The organism is Nonomuraea sp. NPDC003804 (assembly GCF_040610675.1).
Lineage (GTDB): Bacteria > Actinomycetota > Actinomycetes > Streptosporangiales > Streptosporangiaceae > Nonomuraea.
Genome location: NZ_JBEXMT010000054.1, coordinates 1 through 14,561, shown reverse-complemented (window position 1 = coordinate 14,561; position 14,561 = coordinate 1). Strand labels below are relative to the sequence as shown.

The following is a 14,561-nucleotide window of genomic DNA, read 5'->3' as shown; positions in this document are numbered from 1 at the left end:
GGTCTGACCGGCGGGAATGGCGCCCCCCGGATGGATGTGAACGCCATTCGCCCCGGGCATGGACCCACGCCAGCCACGCCCGGGGTCACATGGGCGGCGGTACGGCGGGCCGGACCTCCAGCTCGGCCAGCAGCCCCGCGATCCGGCGCGCGCGCAGCGGGTCGACGGGCAGCACATGGCTCGTCCACCAGCGCGCGGCCTCCGGGTTCGGCCCGGCCGGCACCAGGTCGAGATAGTCGTGGAGCGGCGGGTCGTAGATGAACCCGGGCACCACGCCCCGCTGTTCGAGCCGGGCGACGACGGCGTCCCTGTCCTCGACCACGAGCGGGACCCGCAGCAGCGGCTGGGGCTCGGCGTGGCGCACCCCCTCGGCGGCCCAGGGCGTGTCGCGCAGCAGCCGGACGCCCGCCAGGCGCGCCTCCCGCTCGCGGTCGATCACCCGGAACCTGGAGTCCTGGTAGCGGCGCACGAGCGGACCGTGGCGCATCCGCCAGTCCGCCTGGTCGATCGACAGCCAGTAGTCGAGGGCGGACAGCAGCGCGGCGTCGGCGGCCGCGCCCGTCCCGCGCGCGGCCAGCGCCGCCCGCAGCTCCGGCTCCCTGGACGGCAGGCGGTGCCCCGTCCAGGTCATCAGGCCCAGGCGCTTGAGCGCGTGCCAGATCGGGCGCACCAGCCCGGTGCGGTAGATCGTCTCCCTGATCACCGGCCGCAGGACGGCGGCCAGCTGGCGTCCCGGCACGAGCAGGTCGTCCCTCGCCTGCGCCAGCGTCCGCAGGTCCGCCGGATCGGCGCAGGTCAGATAGGCGCCGGACATCGCGCGGCCGTGCTTGGCCAGACTGTAGACGCCCGCCGCCCCGAACGTGCCGGCCAGCCGCCCGTCGACCGTGGTCAGCATGGCGTGGGCGGCGTCGTCGATGATCGTGACGCCGTGGCGCGCGCAGGCCTGTCGCAGTTCGGCGATCCGGTCGGGCTGGCCGTACAGGTGGGTGGTGAGCACGCCCGACACGCCCGTCCAGTCGACGGCGGGCACGTCGATGTTGCCGTCGCGCCAGGAGACCGGCGCCAGCACCGGCGTCAGGCCGGCCGCCAGCACCATGAACAGCACGATCTCGCAGTTGGTGGGCGCGAGCAGCACCTTGTCGCCGGGCTTGAACCAGTGGCGCAGCGCCAGGTAGAGGGCGAACCGGCCCGACGGCACGTGGATGCAGTCCTGGCCGACCCTGTCGCGCATCACCGGCGCCTGCCGTACGCGCGCAGCACCTTGTCGACGGCGCCGTAGATCCGGGGGGACTCCAGGATCAGCCGGCGCACCCGGCGGACGGGCTCGTGGCGCATGCGGTGCAGCGCGGCGCCCATCGTGCGGCGGCGCACCACCCCCTCGCCCACGGGGGCGCCGGTGCTGCGCAGCGCGTCCTTGTACTCGGAGTTGGTGCCGATGCCCAGGTCGAGGGAGCGGATGCCGATCTCGGCGGCGGCCTCGGCCATGTGCAGATGCTGGATGAGGCCGGGGGAGTACTTGGCGAACTCGGGATCGTAGGCCGGGAACCAGCCGATGAGCACCGTGTCGGAGCGCAGCCCGAAATGCCCGGCGACCGGACGGCCGTCGACGTACATCATCGACAGCGGGCCGGCGAAGGTGGGCGAGTCGATGGCGTGCAGCCGCTCGGCCAGCTCCACCACCCAGGACTGCCCGAACCTGTCGGCGCGCCCCATGCGCCGGTACTGCGCCGACTTCCACTCGCGCAGCACGCGGAAGTCGTCGGCGCCGCGCGCGGCGAAGTCGAAGGTGACCTCGCCGAAGTCCCTGCCGAGCTTGCGCTCCTTGTACAGGGTGCTCTTGTAGAACTTCGACGAGCGCTTGGCCAGCCCGGCCGCGTAGGCGGCGTAGCCGTCCGACAGGTCGAGCACGACGCTCTGCTGCGAGAGGGTCTCGTAGGGGTGGAACCACGGCTGACGCTCCACCAGGCAGCCGAACTCCCAGACGTGCAGGCCCAGCCCCTTCAGCAGCGTGTCGGCGGCGAAGTCGGCGCCGGGCCGGTGGATGACGCCCTGGCACAGCGACACCCACGAGCCGATCGCGGCGCCCACGCCGCCCGCGCCGACCTCGAACGGCAGGAATCCGGCGATGCCCTCGCCGTCGCTGATGACGCCGACCCGCGCCGCCTTGCTCACCTCACCCATCGCGATCGTGAACTCAGGGCTCAGGAAGGGGTTGGCCAGATGCGGTTGGGCCGCCTGCATCCCACGCCAGGCGGTCAGTTCGCTCTCACCGAGCTCAGCCGGGCGGATGACCGAGAAGGTAGAGCGTTTCATATCAAGCTGGAACATACCCATCCTTGTTAGGAAACAGCGGCAACTCTGCGCAGATGCGGCACCACCGCAAGCGCGATGACGGCATTGGCGGCGAGCACCGCACAACCAACGCCGGTGATCCCCGCGACGGGGAAGAGGACGCCGATCAGGCCCAGTGTCAGCGCCGCGAGCCCGATCTGCACGATCGCCAGCCGTCTGGCCTGGCTCATGGCCCTGAGCGTGCTGAGGTGGATCTCGATCAGCATGCCCGGCAGCACCGACAGCGCCATCAGCCGCAGCAGCGGCGCGGCGGCCTCGGCCATCTCGGCGCTGAAGACCGACAGGATCAGCGGCGCGCCCAGCGCCGCGATCGCCACGATCGGCACGATGATCACCACGGTACGGCGCAGCGCGTTGCGGACGCTGCGGGCCAGTTCCTCGGCCTTGAACGCGCCCTCGACGGTGAGCGAGACCGCCATGTTGGCGGCCAGCAGGCCGATCATGCAGCCCAGCGTGTGGGTGACCGAGAAGTAGCCGAACACCGTGGCGTTGTTGAGCCAGGCGGCCACCAGGACCGGAACCAGGTAGAGGGTCAGCAGCAGCGACAGCGCGCCGGGGAAGTCTCCGGCCAGGAACCTGCCGATCTCGCGGAGCCGGGGCGGGTCGCCGGCGTTCTCTCTGACGTGACGGGGGACGGCGTACCTGAAGATGAACCAGTTGATCGGGATCAGCGCCATCGCGGTCGGGATGATCCACGACAGGAAGATGCCGCCGAACAGGCCGCCCTCGGGCAGGGCGAAGGCCAGACCGGCCAGCATCGCCATCTTCACCAGCCCGAAGGCCAGGCTGTTGGCCGGCACCCAGATCGCCTTGCGCAGGCCCGCCAGCGTCACGTCCTGGAGCGTGAAGATCGTCCAGACCAGCACGGAGGCCAGGAAGAACAGCCCGGGACCGAGCCCGCCGAGGCTCGCGTAGGCCGGGCCCCACAGCGGGAGCGTCAGCAGGAAGCCCAGCGCCGCCACCACACCCGTCGCGCCCGCCACGGCGTAGCCGCGCTGCACGAACTCCGAGGTGCGGCGGCCCGCCACGGGGATGAACCGCGCCATCGCCCCCACGAACGCCAGGCCGGTCAGCGAGGAGAACAGGCGCATCGCGCTGATCATCGTCTGCCCCTCGCCGAAGGCGGCGGGCGAGTAGAGTTTCGTGGCCAGGAACCAGTAGCCGAGCCCGAGCACGGCGGTGATCCCGGTGTTGATCATGAGCGTGTAGGCCTGGAGGAACAGGGGGTTCCGCAGATCCCGGCGCAGCCGGTCGGCCAGAGTGGGTGTGGCGCCTGGGGTTGGCATGGCGTCATCGTCGGCCTTGCCGCTTGCGGCGGTCTTTCCGGAAACTTTCAACCGGTCGTCCGCGTCAGGTGCCTCACTTGTCACACTGACCATGATGTCCGATGGCCGGAGTGACCCGGCACGTCTTGCGCCACTCGTTATGCGGGCCGGCCCCTCTCAGCGGCCATCGACGGGCCTCGGTGACCCTCCTCGGTGACCCGCGCGCGGGCGACCTTCTCGCGCTCCGGCTAGCGATCCACGATCTCGTTCTTGCCGATCACCACGACGCCGCCCCTGGTGACGGCGAAGCGGGTGCGGTCGTAGTCGAGGTCGAAGCCGATCCTGGCGCCGTCGGGGATGACGACGTTCTTGTCGATGATCGCCTTGCGGACCACGGCGCCCCTGCCGACCTTGACGTTGTCCATCAGCACGGAGTCCTCCACGCGGGAGTGCGAGTGCAGGACCACGCGCGGCGACAGGATCGAGCGCTGCGCGGCGCCGCCCGAGATGATCACCCCGGGGGAGACCAGCGAGTCGATGGCGCGGCCCACCCGGTCGCCCTCGTTGTGGACGAACTTGGCGGGCGGCAGCGGATCGTGCCCGGTGAAGATCGGCCACCGGTCGTTGTACAGGTTGAAGACCGGGTGCGCGGAGATCAGGTCCATGTGCGCCTCGTAGTAGGCGTCGAGCGTCCCCACGTCGCGCCAGTAGCCCCGGTCGCGCTCGGTCGAGCCGGGCACGAGGTTGTTGGCGAAGTCGTAGACGTCGGCGCCACCCGACTTGACCATCATCGGGATGATGTTGCCGCCCAGGTCGTGCTTGCTGGTCGGGTCGAGCGCGTCCTCGCGCAGCGCGTCGATCATGGCCTGCGTCTTGAAGACGTAGTTGCCCATCGAGGCGTAGATCTCGTGCGGGGAGTCGGGCAGGCCCACCGCGTCCTTCGGCTTCTCCCTGAACGCGACGATCCTGCGGCCGGACGGATCGGTCTCGATGACGCCGAACTGGTCGGCCAGCGACAGCGGCTGCCTGATCGCCGCCACCGTCACGTCGGAGCCCGAGTCGACGTGCTGGGCCACCATCTGCCGCGGGTCCATCCGGTAGATGTGGTCGGCGCCGAACACGATCACGTGCTCGGGCATCTCGTCGTAGATCAGGTTGAGGTTCTGGAACAGCGCGTCGGCCGAGCCGGAGAACCAGCGCGGACCCAGCCGCTGCTGCGCGGGGACAGGCGTGACGTAGTTGCCCAGCATCGCCGACAGGCGCCAGGTCCGCGAGACGTGGCGGTCGAGGCTGTGGTTCTTGTACTGCGTCAGGACCACGATCTGGAGGTAGTGGCCGTTGGCGAGGTTCGACAGCACGAAGTCGATCAGCCGGTAGATCCCGCCGAACGGCACCGCGGGTTTGGCGCGGTCCGCTGTCAGCGGCATCAACCGCTTGCCTTCTCCACCGGCGAGAACGACTGCGAGAACCCTGGGCGACGTCATGGCTGGACGCTACCCCGAAACGGGCAGTCCACGCAGGTCCACATGCCTGTCATCCGGGCGGCGAGTCGCGGACCGCCATGATCGCGACCATGGGGACACGTTCGCCGCCCTGGAAGGCCCCGCGGAGCCGTCGCTACGACGGCCGCGGGCTGGTCGGTGGGCTGACGGGCGGGCTGATGGGTGGCCTCGGCGTGGGCGTCAGCTTCGGCGTCATCGGACGCTCGCAGGTGGTGAAGCCCTTGGAGTAGCCGTGCCGGTAGCCCTGGTCGTACCACTTCACCCCGGTGGGATCGATGTGGAAGGGCTTGCTCTGCTCGCAGTCCAGCCGTCCGCGGTAGATGCCCTTGTCGTAACCCTTCTTGTACAGCTGCTTCTGCCGGTCGGTCCGCGGCGGGGTCCGCGCGAGGATCCCGGCGCCCGGTGCCGGACCGGCCGCCGGGCTCGCCGCGACCCCGGCGCTCGCGGCCGGGGCCGTGACCAGTTGCCCGGCCAGTTGCGCGGCCAGCGCCATTCCGATGAGGAGCGCACGTTGCCTTCCGTGCATTCTCGTCCTCCTTCCATTGCCGCCGCGGACATTTCGGAAAGGCCGCGGGATCCATGGTGCGGGACAATTCATTCGGCCGGCGCCGGCAGGTGGGTGACGTGCGAATTCGCTGGGGCAGGGGCACGGCGAGGAGCGGTGGGGCGGGAAAACGGGAAGGTCCTTTTCCGGCTCCTCGACAGCATGGTGCACATGCCGGCGAAGGAAAGTACACCAAGAATATCTCAGCAACGTTTTTACCCGGGTGTTTTACCGCGTCGCCGGGAGGGCGGCGTGCGTTAGGGTCGCAGTGTGCGCGTGGATCTGCTGAGTCGCGAATACCCGCCCGAGGTGTACGGCGGTGCCGGAGTGCATGTCGAATACCTCGCCAGGGAGCTCCGGCGCCTGGCCGACGTCCGGGTCCGGTGCTTCGGCGCCCCCAGGGACGAGCCGGGTGTCTCGGCCTACCGGGTGCCCGGTGGCCTGGAGACCGCCAACGCCGCTCTCCAGGTCCTCGGCGTCGACCTGGAGATGGCCGCCGCGTGCGAGGGCGCCGACCTGGTGCACAGCCATACCTGGTACGCCAACTTCGCCGGGCATGTGGCCAAGATGCTGTACGGCACGCCGCACGTCGTCACCACCCACAGCCTCGAGCCGCTCAGGCCGTGGAAGGCCGAGCAGCTGGGCGGCGGCTACACGCTGTCCTCGTGGGCCGAGCGCACCGCGCTCGCCTCGGCCGACGCGATCGTCGCGGTGTCGGAGGGCATGCGGCGCGACGTGCTGACCGCCTACCCCGAGATCGCCCCCGACCGGGTGACCGTGATCCACAACGGGATCGACACCGTCGAGTACGCGCCGGACCACGGGCTCGAGGTGCTGCGCAAGCACGGCATCGACCTGGGCCGGCCGTACGTCGTCTTCGTCGGCCGGATCACCCGGCAGAAGGGGCTGGTCCACCTGCTGCGCGCGGCCCGCGACCTCGACGCGGGGGCGCAGCTCGTGCTGTGCGCCGGCGCCCCCGACACCCCCGAGATCGCCGCCGAGGTGCGCGGCCTGGTCGAGGGGCTGGAGCGCGACGGGGTGTTCTGGATCTCCGAGATGCTGCCCAAGCCGGAGGTCATCCAGCTGCTCACGCACGCGACGGTGTTCGTGTGCCCCTCGGTGTACGAGCCGATGGGGATCGTGAACCTGGAGGCGATGGCCTGCCGGACGGCCGTCGTCGCCACCGCGACCGGCGGCATCCCCGAGGTGGTGGCCGACGGCTCGACCGGGCTGCTGGTGCCCATCGAGCAGGGGGCCGACGGCACGCCGGACGATCCGGAGAAGTTCGCCGCCGACCTCGCCGAGCGGATCAACGCGCTGCTCGGCGACCCCGACCGGGCCAGGGAGATGGGCACGGCCGGCCGGACACGCGCGATCGAGCACTTCTCGTGGGAGCGCATCGCCGAGCGCACCATGGACCTCTACCGCTCACTGACGAGCTGACCGCCGGCTCCGCACCGCCCGCCGGCTCCGCACTGCCCGCCGGTTTCGCGCTGCCCGTCGGTTTCGCGCTGCCCGTCGGCTCCGCACCGCCCGTCGGCTCCGCACCGCCCGCTGGGGCCGGTCGGCGGGTGCGCCGGGGCCGGGCCTTCCGGGGTTCTGGGCGGCGGCCGTGGCGATGCGGCTGGCGTAGGCTGCAGGAGCCGACGATCGAAGGGGAGCCCGTGCTGCTGGCCGAGGGAGTGCACGCTGTCGTCACCGACCGGGAGGGAGGCGCCAGCGCGCCGCCGTACGACGGCAGGAACCTCGGCGGCGCGGTCGGCGACGATCCCGGCAGCGTGCTGACCAACCGCCGCGACACCGCCGCGGAGCTGGGGCTCGACCCGGACAGGGTGGTCTACATGCGCCAGGTCCACAGCGCCGATGTGGCCTACGTGAGCGAGCCGTTCGGCGCCGAGCCGCCCGCGCTCGACGCGGTCTTCACCGACCTGCCGGGCGTCGGCCTGGCCGTGCTGGTGGCCGACTGCGTGCCCGTGGTCGTGGCCGATCCGGTCGCGCGCCTGGTCGGCGTGGCCCACTCCGGGCGCGAGGGCACGTTCAAGGGCGTGGTCCCGGCGCTGGTCGAGGCCATGGCGGGGCACGGGGCGCAGCCGGGCAGGATGGTCGCGCTGGCCGGGCCGTCCGCCTGCGGCCGGTGCTACGAGGTCTCGCCCGAGCTGAGCGAGTCCGCGCCGCCCGAGATGCGCTCCACCACCCGGCTCGGCACTCCCGCGCTCGACGTCCGCGCGGGAGTGGCCGCCCAGCTGCGGGCCGCGGGCGTCCAGGACGTACGGCACGACGAGCGCTGCACGATCGAGTCGCCCGAGCTGTTCTCCTACCGCCGCGACCGCGTGACCGGCCGCTTCGCCGCCTACGCCTGGCTGGCGCCCTGACCGGAGATGTAGTGCATGATCACGTTGTGCACGTGCTGGGCCTTGTTCTCCCCGCGGAACTCCACCTCGTAGGTGTGCGTGCCGACGTGGATGGCGATCGCCCCCGAGGAGAAGAACGACCCGGCGAACGACTTGTTGCTCACGACGCTGACGGCGGAGACCCGTGAGTAGGGGATGCTGGTGATCGCGAGCCGCTTGCCGACGAACGACTTGTCCTGCACGATCACGCGCCGGTCGGTGAGACCGAGGAATCCCGTTCCGGTGCCGATGGCGTCGTAGACGGCGATGATCTGCTCCCCGGGCAGCAGTCCGCTCTGGACCTGCTGGAGCTGTTCCCGGCGGTCGTAAGTGACGTCCATACTCCCAGCATGCGGCTTGCCTCGGGCTTTGTCGCAGATCACTCTGGAAGTGAGAGGGGGGTGAGGACATGTCCCAAGCTCTCGGAGTCAGCCGCCCTGATCTCGCCGTCACCGACCTGCCCCAGCCGGAGGAGGTCTTCGGTGTCCGGCACATCGGGGTCAAGGAATTGTTCATGTACGCGGTGGGCCCGAGCCTGATCGCTCTGGGCATCTCCATCGGCAGCGGCGAATGGCTGCTCGGACCGCAGGCCGTGGGTCAGTACGGTTTCGTCGGCGTCGGCTGGGTCATCACCGTCTCCGCAGTCCTGCAGACCTTCTACAACGTCGAGTGCGCGCGCTACGTGATGGCGACGGGAGAGGCCCCCGTCGTCGGATGGGGCAGGGTCCCGCCCGGCTACAGGCTCTGGGTGCCCCTGTCTGTCTTCGTGGTCATCTTCGCCTTCATCGCGGGTGGCTGGGCCGCTTCGGCGGGCCAGGGCGTCTACGCGCTGGTCCACGGGACGGTCCCCCCGGCCGGGGCCGAGGAGCCCAGACTGTGGGCCATCGCCCTGCTGGTGCTGGTCTTCCTCATCACCGCCGCCGCGCGCCGCATCAGCAGGGCGCTGGAGCTGGCCAACTGGGGGATGGTCGGCGCGATCCTCGTGGCGCTCCTGCTCATCGACCTGTTCGTGGTTCCCTTCGCGCAGTGGTGGGAGGCCATCCGCGGCTTCGTGACACCCGCCGCCCCGCCTTCCGGCATCACCGCCACCCAACTCGGCGCCCTGGCCGGCTTCACCGCCCTGGCCTCCGGCCTGAACTGGTACGTCATGGGCCACTACCGCGACAAGGGCTACGGCATGGGCTTCCGCACCGGCTTCATCGCGGGCCTGCGCGGCGGCCGCAACGAACTGCTCGACAGCGGCGTGACCTTCCCCGACAACGTGGAGAACGCCGCCACCTGGAAGCGGTGGTACCGGCTGCTGATGGTCGACATGTGGGGTGTCTTCTTCATCGGCGCGATGCTGGGCATGCTGCTGCCCACGATCCTGATGGCCCGCGCCGTCCAGCTGTCCGGCCAGCGGCCGACCACGGCCAATGTGCCGACGTTCGTGGCCAGCGTCCTCTACGAGGACTACGGCAGGCCGATGTTCGTCATCGTGCTGATCATCGGCGTGCTGATCCTCTTCTCCACCCAGCTCGGCATCTTCGAGGCGATGGTCCGCGTCACCACCGACGCGGCGCACGCCACCAGCCCGCGCCTGCGCGGCCTCATCGAGGGCGATCCCAGGCGCTTCTACTACCCGTTCATGGGCGCGCTGCTGGTGGTCATCGCGATCGTGCTGCACCTTGCGGTGCCCGTCGAACTGGTGCAGTGGTCGGCCAACATGTCCAACCTGGGCGCGCTGATCTACCCGTTCATGCTGATGTACCTCAACAGCAGGCTGCCTCGCCCGGCGCGGCTGCACTGGTGGCACTACGTGGTGCTGGTGCTGAACTTCCTGTTCTTCGGGTTCTTCTTCGTCAACTTCGTCGCCGACTTCCTCGGAGAGCCACTGGTGACGTTCTGAGGTGATCATTCGTCCCGCGGACAGGAAGGCGGACGCCATCAGGATCGGCGCCGTCCCCCAACTCGCCCAGATCGGCACCGACCCCGCGGCGCAGGGCCAGGGCGGCGAGGCGGGCAGCGCGCTGCTGCGCGCCAGGCTCGAGACGTGCGACGCCGAAGGCGTAGCGGCCTGTCCGGCGAGCAGCAAGGAGAGCGACGTGCCCTGCTACGGGAAGCACGGGTTCCAGGTCACCCGGGAGATCCATCTGCCGGACGGTCCCACCGTCTGGGCGGTGCTCAGGGGACCCGTCAGCTGATCGGCTCCAGGACCACCACGGGGATCGGGCGGTCGGTCTTGGTCTGGTACTCGTCGTAGTCGGGCCAGGCCCTGGTCATCAGCCCCCACATCTCGGGCTTCTCGCCGGGCTCGGCCGTACGGGCGCGGGCCCTGAACCTCCTGTCCTTCACCTGCACCTCGACCGCCGGATCGGCCTGCAGGTTGAGGTACCACTCGGGATGGCGCGGGTCGCCCCCTTTGGAGGCGACGACCAGGAACTTGTCGTCGTACGGCTGGTAGATCAGCGGAGTGGTGTGCTTCCTGCCGGACCTACGGCCGGTCGTCGTCAGGAGCAGCGTCGTCGTGCCGTTCCAGTCGTGCCCCTCGGCGCCGTCGGTCTCCTGATAGCGCTGGACGTGTTCCTTACCGTAGAGCATGTGGCCCTCCTACCCGAGAATCGGTAATGACACAGCCACGGTTGCGGACGTTCCCTCCCGACCCCAGGTCGGAAATGTCGCCCACATCTGATCCCCTCTGGCTAGAATCCGACCATGACCTGGCGACATTGATCCAGCACCAGAGGTCACGGGGCGCGTGAGCGCGGACCCCCGGGCACGGCAGCACGCCCGACGTCCGCACCGCCCCCGACAGGAAAGACCTCATGCTGCCAAAGCTCTACGTTTACTCGTTCCTCGGTGACTTCGTCCTGTTCTACCCGGTCTACACGCTGCTGTTCACCGACACCGGGTTGACCGTCCCCGAGATCACCTCCCTGCTGGTCATCTGGGTGCTGGCCGCGCTGGTGCTCGAGGTGCCCTCCGGTGCGCTGGCCGACACGCTGTCCCGCAAGGCGCTGCTGATCGCCGGCCCGCTACTGGGCGCGGCCGGCTTCGCGCTGTGGACGGCCGTGCCCTCCTACTGGGCCTTCGCCGCCGGCTTCGTGCTGTGGGGCGCCCGCGAGGCCCTGGAGTCGGGCGCGTTCGAGGCGCTCGTCCACGACAACCTCGCCCACACCGGTACAGCCGCACGCTATGCCGAGGTCACCGGCCGCGCCCGGTCCATCAGCCTGGTGGCCACGGCGCTCGCCACCGCCGCCGCCAGTCCCCTCTTCGCGGTCGCCGGCTACCAGGGCGTGGGAGTGGCCACCGTCCTGGCCTGCCTGCTGTGCGCCGCCATCGCCGCCACCCTGCCCGAACACCGCGCCGAGCCGGAGGACGACGACCCGACCGGCTACCTCGACACCCTCAAGGAAGGACTGGCCGAGGCGCGCCGCTCCCCCCGGGTACGGCACGCGCTGCTGCTGGTTCCAGCGGTCACGGCCGTGTGGGGCGAGCTGGAGGAGTACGTGCCGCTGCTGGCCCAGGAGAGCGGCGCGACGGCGCAGACCGTTCCGCTGATGGTGCTGCTGGTGTGGCTCGGCGCCACCTCGGGCGGCCTGCTCGCCAAGCGGGCCGCCGGTCTGCGCTCACGCGGCCTGGCCGCCCTCCTCGCCACCGGCGCCGTCGCCCTGGCCGCCGGTGCGGCGTCCGGGCACCTCGCCGGATTCGTCGCCATCGCCGTCGCCTTCGCGATGTTCCAGCTCGGCGACGTGCTGGCCGACGCCAGGCTGCAACGGCGCATCACCGGGCCCAGCCGGGCCACCGTCACCTCGCTGGCGGGCCTGCTGACCGACATCTGCGTCATCGCGGCCCTCGGCCTGTACGCCGCGGCGTCCCTCGTCCTGCCACACAGCGGGATCTTCGTGCTGTTCAGCGTGCCGTACCTGGTGGCCGCCTGGGTGCTGTCGCGAAGGACGGGCCGGCCGCGACCCGACGGGGAGAGGCATCAGGAAAGCAGAGAGGACATCAGGTGAGCACGCCACGCCTCGGCTTCACCCTCCCCGCCTTCGACCCCCACGCGGGCCCCGACGCCATCGCCGCCGCGCCAGACTCGGCCAGGCACGGCCGCCCGCTGGTTCGAGGCCGCGAGGGTGCCCGCCGCGGGGCGGTGGCGCGGGGAGGGTCGGGCTGCGGGGCGCTATCGGGTGGACGGCATCGGCCGGCGGACCGCGGCGAACAGCCGGGACAGTGTGGCCGACCGGCCGCCGTCGGCCGCCTGTGGCGCGATGGCCGCGACGCCTTCCTCCAGCCACGCCTCCCACGCCCCGCGCTCACCGCTGTCCAGCCGGCCGTGCGCCATCGCCAGGTCGAGGATCGCCGTACCGATCTCGCGGGCCATCGACCCGCCCGTCGGACGGAACCGGCTCCCGATGACACCCAGATGCCGGACCTCCGCCCGCGCCCCCGCCAGCGCGAGCGTGATGTTGAGGAAGGACTCCACCCCGAAGTCCGGCGGAAGCGGGTCGGTGAGCAGCGACCGGCGCACCGCCCGGTAGCCGGTCAGCGCGTTCGCCCCCATGAACCCCGTCTCGGGGAAGAACCTGTCGGTCAGCGGCTCGTAGATGGTGAAGGTGGAGCTCAGGATCGTGCCCGGGTGATCGTACTCGTAGTCGCCCACCACGTGGCCCGCGGTGCTGGAGGCCGCCGCCGCGCGGAGTTCGGCGGCGATGTTGACCTCCGAGGAGACCAGGTCGGCGTCGAGGAAGCACACCCATGCGGTGCCGGCCACGTCGATCGCGGCGTTCATCGCGGCGCCCTTGCCCTTCGGCCCGCGCAGGACCTCCGCTCCCGCCGCGGCCGCGCGCTCGGCCGTGGCGTCGGTCGAGGCGCTGTCGACGACCAGGACCCGATCGCCCGGTCTCGCGGCGGCGCGGGCCTGGCCCACGATGGTGGCGACGGTGGCCTCTTCGTTGTGTGCGGGGATGACGAAGGTGAACAATGCCGTGTCTCCCGAGAGAGTGGTCGATCACCACCCTAACGACGCCCCGTCCGGCTGCGGCAGCACCTCAGAAAGCCCTGCGGGCAGGTGTGCGCATGGGAGCGCGAAGGGCGCCCGTTCAGGTGGGGGCGTGTGGTCCCGGCGAGCGGGGCCGGCCAGGCGTCGGTGTGCCAGGAGGGCCGCGGCCCGGGTGAGGGACGGCCCGGGTAAAGGACGAAGCGGGTGAGGGACGAAGCGGGTGCGGGCGACGATGACCCGGACGGGTGTGCGGTCACGTACGAGAGGCGACAGCAGGAGGACAGGAGGACAGGAGGACAGGCAGGTCGGTCAGGTGTAGGGCTTGGCGACGGCGACCAGTGCGGGCAGGGCATCAGACGTCTCGACGAACAGCGCCGGTGACGGGGTGCGCTCGCGCACGTCGGTCGCCCTGATGGCCATGACCGCCGGGGTCGCCGCTCCCACATCGCCGTAGCGGGCGTCGACGGCGGCGCTGATGGCTCTGCGCGCGTCGGCCACCACGTCTTTCGCCACGTGCTCGGGGCCCGAGGCGGCCAGGAAGCCGAGCAACGCCGCGAACCTCAGATCGCCCTGGGCGGCCTCGGCCGTGCCCGGCTGGTCGAGCCAGAACACCTTGCCCGCCAGGAACGCCGGATAGCTCGACCCGTCGCGATCAAGCGTGCGCGCGGCGCCGGTGAGCAGGTCACCGAACTCGGCCAGATCCGCCTCCGGCGGCAGATCGGTGGTGACCAGCAGCGGCACGATCAGCGAGTCGAGCATCTGTGAACATCCCTCCGTGAGGCCGCTCATGGTAGACGGCGTCACCGACAATTCGCGGCCCGAACCCGCCACGACGCAGCCCGCTGTCACATCGGCCGGGGTCGGGAGGAGACCAGAAGGGGTCCGTGACGGCCGGCGGACGGCGACGTGGACCCTCCTGGGGGTCGTGCCGGCGGCCGTCGTAGGGAGTCTCCGCGCGGCGCCGGGCAGGGGTCTCCGGCTTGGGCTGATCTTTACATCAAGACGCACCGGCGGATGAGCGGACCGTACCGGCATGCGCCATGGCACTCGACGGAACGGCCGGCCGGATGAGAGAAAGCCCGGCTCCTGTCACCTGGGTGGCCGGGACGGCTTCCCGCGCACACGCGAAGGCGGCCGGCGCTTGTGGTCGCGTCGGCCGCCTGTTTCGCGGTGGTTCTAGTGTGTGGGTGTGGGTTGGTAACCGGCGGTGGGTGTCGGTGACATGGCGGGCCATGGTGGTGTGGCTCAGTTGTTGCCGACGTTGATGTTGCCGCTGTTGTTGTTGCCGCCGTTGCCGCCGGGCTGGTTGCCGCTGGCGCCGTTGGCGTTGCCGCCGTTGCCGTTGCCGATGTTGCCGCCGCGGTTGTCGATCTTGATGACCTTCTTGTTGACCTTCTTGACGAACTTGGGTGCGCAGGTGGTGGCTTCGGCGGTGTGGGCGACGGTGGTGGTGGGCTGGGCGGCGGCGTGCTGGGCCGACATGGTCACGGGGACGGCCAGGGCGGAGGCGGCGATGGTGGCGGCGGCGAA

General features: G+C 70.8%; 15 protein-coding genes. 5 read left to right on the top strand and 10 right to left on the bottom strand.

Annotated features, from left to right (window positions below; translation table 11 throughout):
- Positions 1–85: 85 nt before the first annotated feature.
- From ABZX22_RS43245 to ABZX22_RS43225, 5 genes are all read right to left on the bottom strand, one after another.
- A complete protein-coding gene (locus ABZX22_RS43245; RefSeq protein WP_354922539.1) occupies positions 86–1,231 on the bottom strand; it encodes a DegT/DnrJ/EryC1/StrS family aminotransferase in 1,146 nt (381 codons plus the stop codon).
- Positions 1,231–2,313: a GNAT family N-acetyltransferase gene (locus ABZX22_RS43240; protein WP_354922536.1), complete on the bottom strand. Its 1,083-nt coding sequence runs from the start codon at positions 2,311–2,313 to the stop codon at positions 1,231–1,233. The genes ABZX22_RS43245 and ABZX22_RS43240 overlap by 1 nt, the downstream gene beginning before the upstream one ends.
- Before the next feature lie 26 nt (positions 2,314–2,339).
- Entirely contained in the window at positions 2,340–3,638 is a 1,299-nt protein-coding gene (locus ABZX22_RS43235; protein ID WP_354922533.1) for a hypothetical protein, read from the bottom strand.
- Positions 3,639–3,865: 227 nt separating this feature from the next.
- Complete coding sequence (glgC, locus tag ABZX22_RS43230) at positions 3,866–5,101, bottom strand: glucose-1-phosphate adenylyltransferase (protein WP_354922530.1); 1,236 nt, start codon at positions 5,099–5,101, stop codon at positions 3,866–3,868.
- A 133-nt stretch (positions 5,102–5,234) separates the two neighbouring features.
- A complete protein-coding gene (locus ABZX22_RS43225; RefSeq protein ID WP_354922527.1) occupies positions 5,235–5,645 on the bottom strand; it encodes a hypothetical protein in 411 nt (136 codons plus the stop codon).
- Positions 5,646–5,939: 294 nt separating this feature from the next.
- On the opposite strand from ABZX22_RS43225, the gene glgA reads away from it, so the two are divergent.
- Both glgA and pgeF read left to right on the top strand, forming a co-directional pair.
- Entirely contained in the window at positions 5,940–7,106 is a 1,167-nt protein-coding gene (gene glgA, locus ABZX22_RS43220; protein ID WP_354922524.1) for a glycogen synthase, read from the top strand.
- Between the two features lie 221 nt (positions 7,107–7,327).
- Positions 7,328–8,035: a peptidoglycan editing factor PgeF gene (gene pgeF, locus ABZX22_RS43215; protein ID WP_354922521.1), complete on the top strand. Its 708-nt coding sequence runs from the start codon at positions 7,328–7,330 to the stop codon at positions 8,033–8,035.
- Here the strand turns inward: pgeF and ABZX22_RS43210 are convergent.
- Positions 8,014–8,394 (bottom strand): PH domain-containing protein, encoded by a 381-nt coding sequence (locus tag ABZX22_RS43210; protein WP_354922518.1) that lies wholly within the window; start codon positions 8,392–8,394, stop codon positions 8,014–8,016. The genes pgeF and ABZX22_RS43210 overlap by 22 nt on opposite strands.
- A 68-nt stretch (positions 8,395–8,462) precedes the next feature.
- Between ABZX22_RS43210 and ABZX22_RS43205 the strand changes: the two genes are divergently transcribed.
- Complete coding sequence (locus tag ABZX22_RS43205) at positions 8,463–9,941, top strand: Nramp family divalent metal transporter (protein WP_354922516.1); 1,479 nt, start codon at positions 8,463–8,465, stop codon at positions 9,939–9,941.
- Position 9,942: 1 nt separating this feature from the next.
- Positions 9,943–10,236: a hypothetical protein gene (locus tag ABZX22_RS43200; RefSeq protein ID WP_354922513.1), complete on the top strand. Its 294-nt coding sequence runs from the start codon at positions 9,943–9,945 to the stop codon at positions 10,234–10,236.
- Here the strand turns inward: ABZX22_RS43200 and ABZX22_RS43195 are convergent.
- Positions 10,229–10,633, bottom strand: a complete 405-nt coding sequence (locus ABZX22_RS43195) for a nitroreductase family deazaflavin-dependent oxidoreductase (RefSeq protein ID WP_354922510.1) — start codon at positions 10,631–10,633, stop codon at positions 10,229–10,231. The genes ABZX22_RS43200 and ABZX22_RS43195 overlap by 8 nt on opposite strands.
- 224 nt (positions 10,634–10,857) lie before the next feature.
- Here ABZX22_RS43195 and ABZX22_RS43190 point away from each other — a divergent pair, with 224 nt between their 5' ends.
- Positions 10,858–12,048 (top strand): MFS transporter, encoded by a 1,191-nt coding sequence (locus ABZX22_RS43190; protein WP_354922507.1) that lies wholly within the window; start codon positions 10,858–10,860, stop codon positions 12,046–12,048.
- Positions 12,049–12,212: 164 nt separating this feature from the next.
- Here ABZX22_RS43190 and ABZX22_RS43185 read toward each other — a convergent pair whose 3' ends face one another.
- The 3 genes from ABZX22_RS43185 to ABZX22_RS43175 form a co-directional block, all read right to left on the bottom strand.
- The gene (locus tag ABZX22_RS43185; RefSeq protein WP_354922504.1) at positions 12,213–13,013 is read right to left on the bottom strand and encodes a glycosyltransferase; all 801 of its coding nucleotides are present in this window, start codon (positions 13,011–13,013) and stop codon (positions 12,213–12,215) included.
- Between the two features lie 327 nt (positions 13,014–13,340).
- Positions 13,341–13,790, bottom strand: coding sequence for a hypothetical protein (locus ABZX22_RS43180; RefSeq protein ID WP_354922502.1), 450 nt, complete (start codon positions 13,788–13,790; stop codon positions 13,341–13,343).
- A gap of 486 nt (positions 13,791–14,276) precedes the next feature.
- A partial coding sequence (locus ABZX22_RS43175) for a hypothetical protein (RefSeq protein WP_354922499.1) occupies positions 14,277–14,561 on the bottom strand: 285 nt, incomplete at its 5' end.

Bases quoted from the DNA above. Each gene is read 5' to 3' on its own strand.
- ABZX22_RS43210 (WP_354922518.1), bottom strand. From the start codon at position 8,394: ATGGACGTCACTTACGACCGCCGGGAACAGCTCCAGCAGGTCCAGAGC.
- ABZX22_RS43245 (WP_354922539.1), bottom strand. From the start codon at position 1,231: ATGCGCGACAGGGTCGGCCAGGACTGCATCCACGTGCCGTCGGGCCGG.
- ABZX22_RS43235 (WP_354922533.1), bottom strand. From the start codon at position 3,638: ATGCCAACCCCAGGCGCCACACCCACTCTGGCCGACCGGCTGCGCCGG.
- ABZX22_RS43195 (WP_354922510.1), bottom strand. From the start codon at position 10,633: ATGCTCTACGGTAAGGAACACGTCCAGCGCTATCAGGAGACCGACGGC.
- ABZX22_RS43190 (WP_354922507.1), top strand. From the start codon at position 10,858: ATGCTGCCAAAGCTCTACGTTTACTCGTTCCTCGGTGACTTCGTCCTG.
- ABZX22_RS43180 (WP_354922502.1), bottom strand. From the start codon at position 13,790: ATGCTCGACTCGCTGATCGTGCCGCTGCTGGTCACCACCGATCTGCCG.
- ABZX22_RS43205 (WP_354922516.1), top strand. From the start codon at position 8,463: ATGTCCCAAGCTCTCGGAGTCAGCCGCCCTGATCTCGCCGTCACCGAC.
- glgC (WP_354922530.1), bottom strand. From the start codon at position 5,101: ATGACGTCGCCCAGGGTTCTCGCAGTCGTTCTCGCCGGTGGAGAAGGC.
- ABZX22_RS43225 (WP_354922527.1), bottom strand. From the start codon at position 5,645: ATGCACGGAAGGCAACGTGCGCTCCTCATCGGAATGGCGCTGGCCGCG.
- ABZX22_RS43240 (WP_354922536.1), bottom strand. From the start codon at position 2,313: ATGAAACGCTCTACCTTCTCGGTCATCCGCCCGGCTGAGCTCGGTGAG.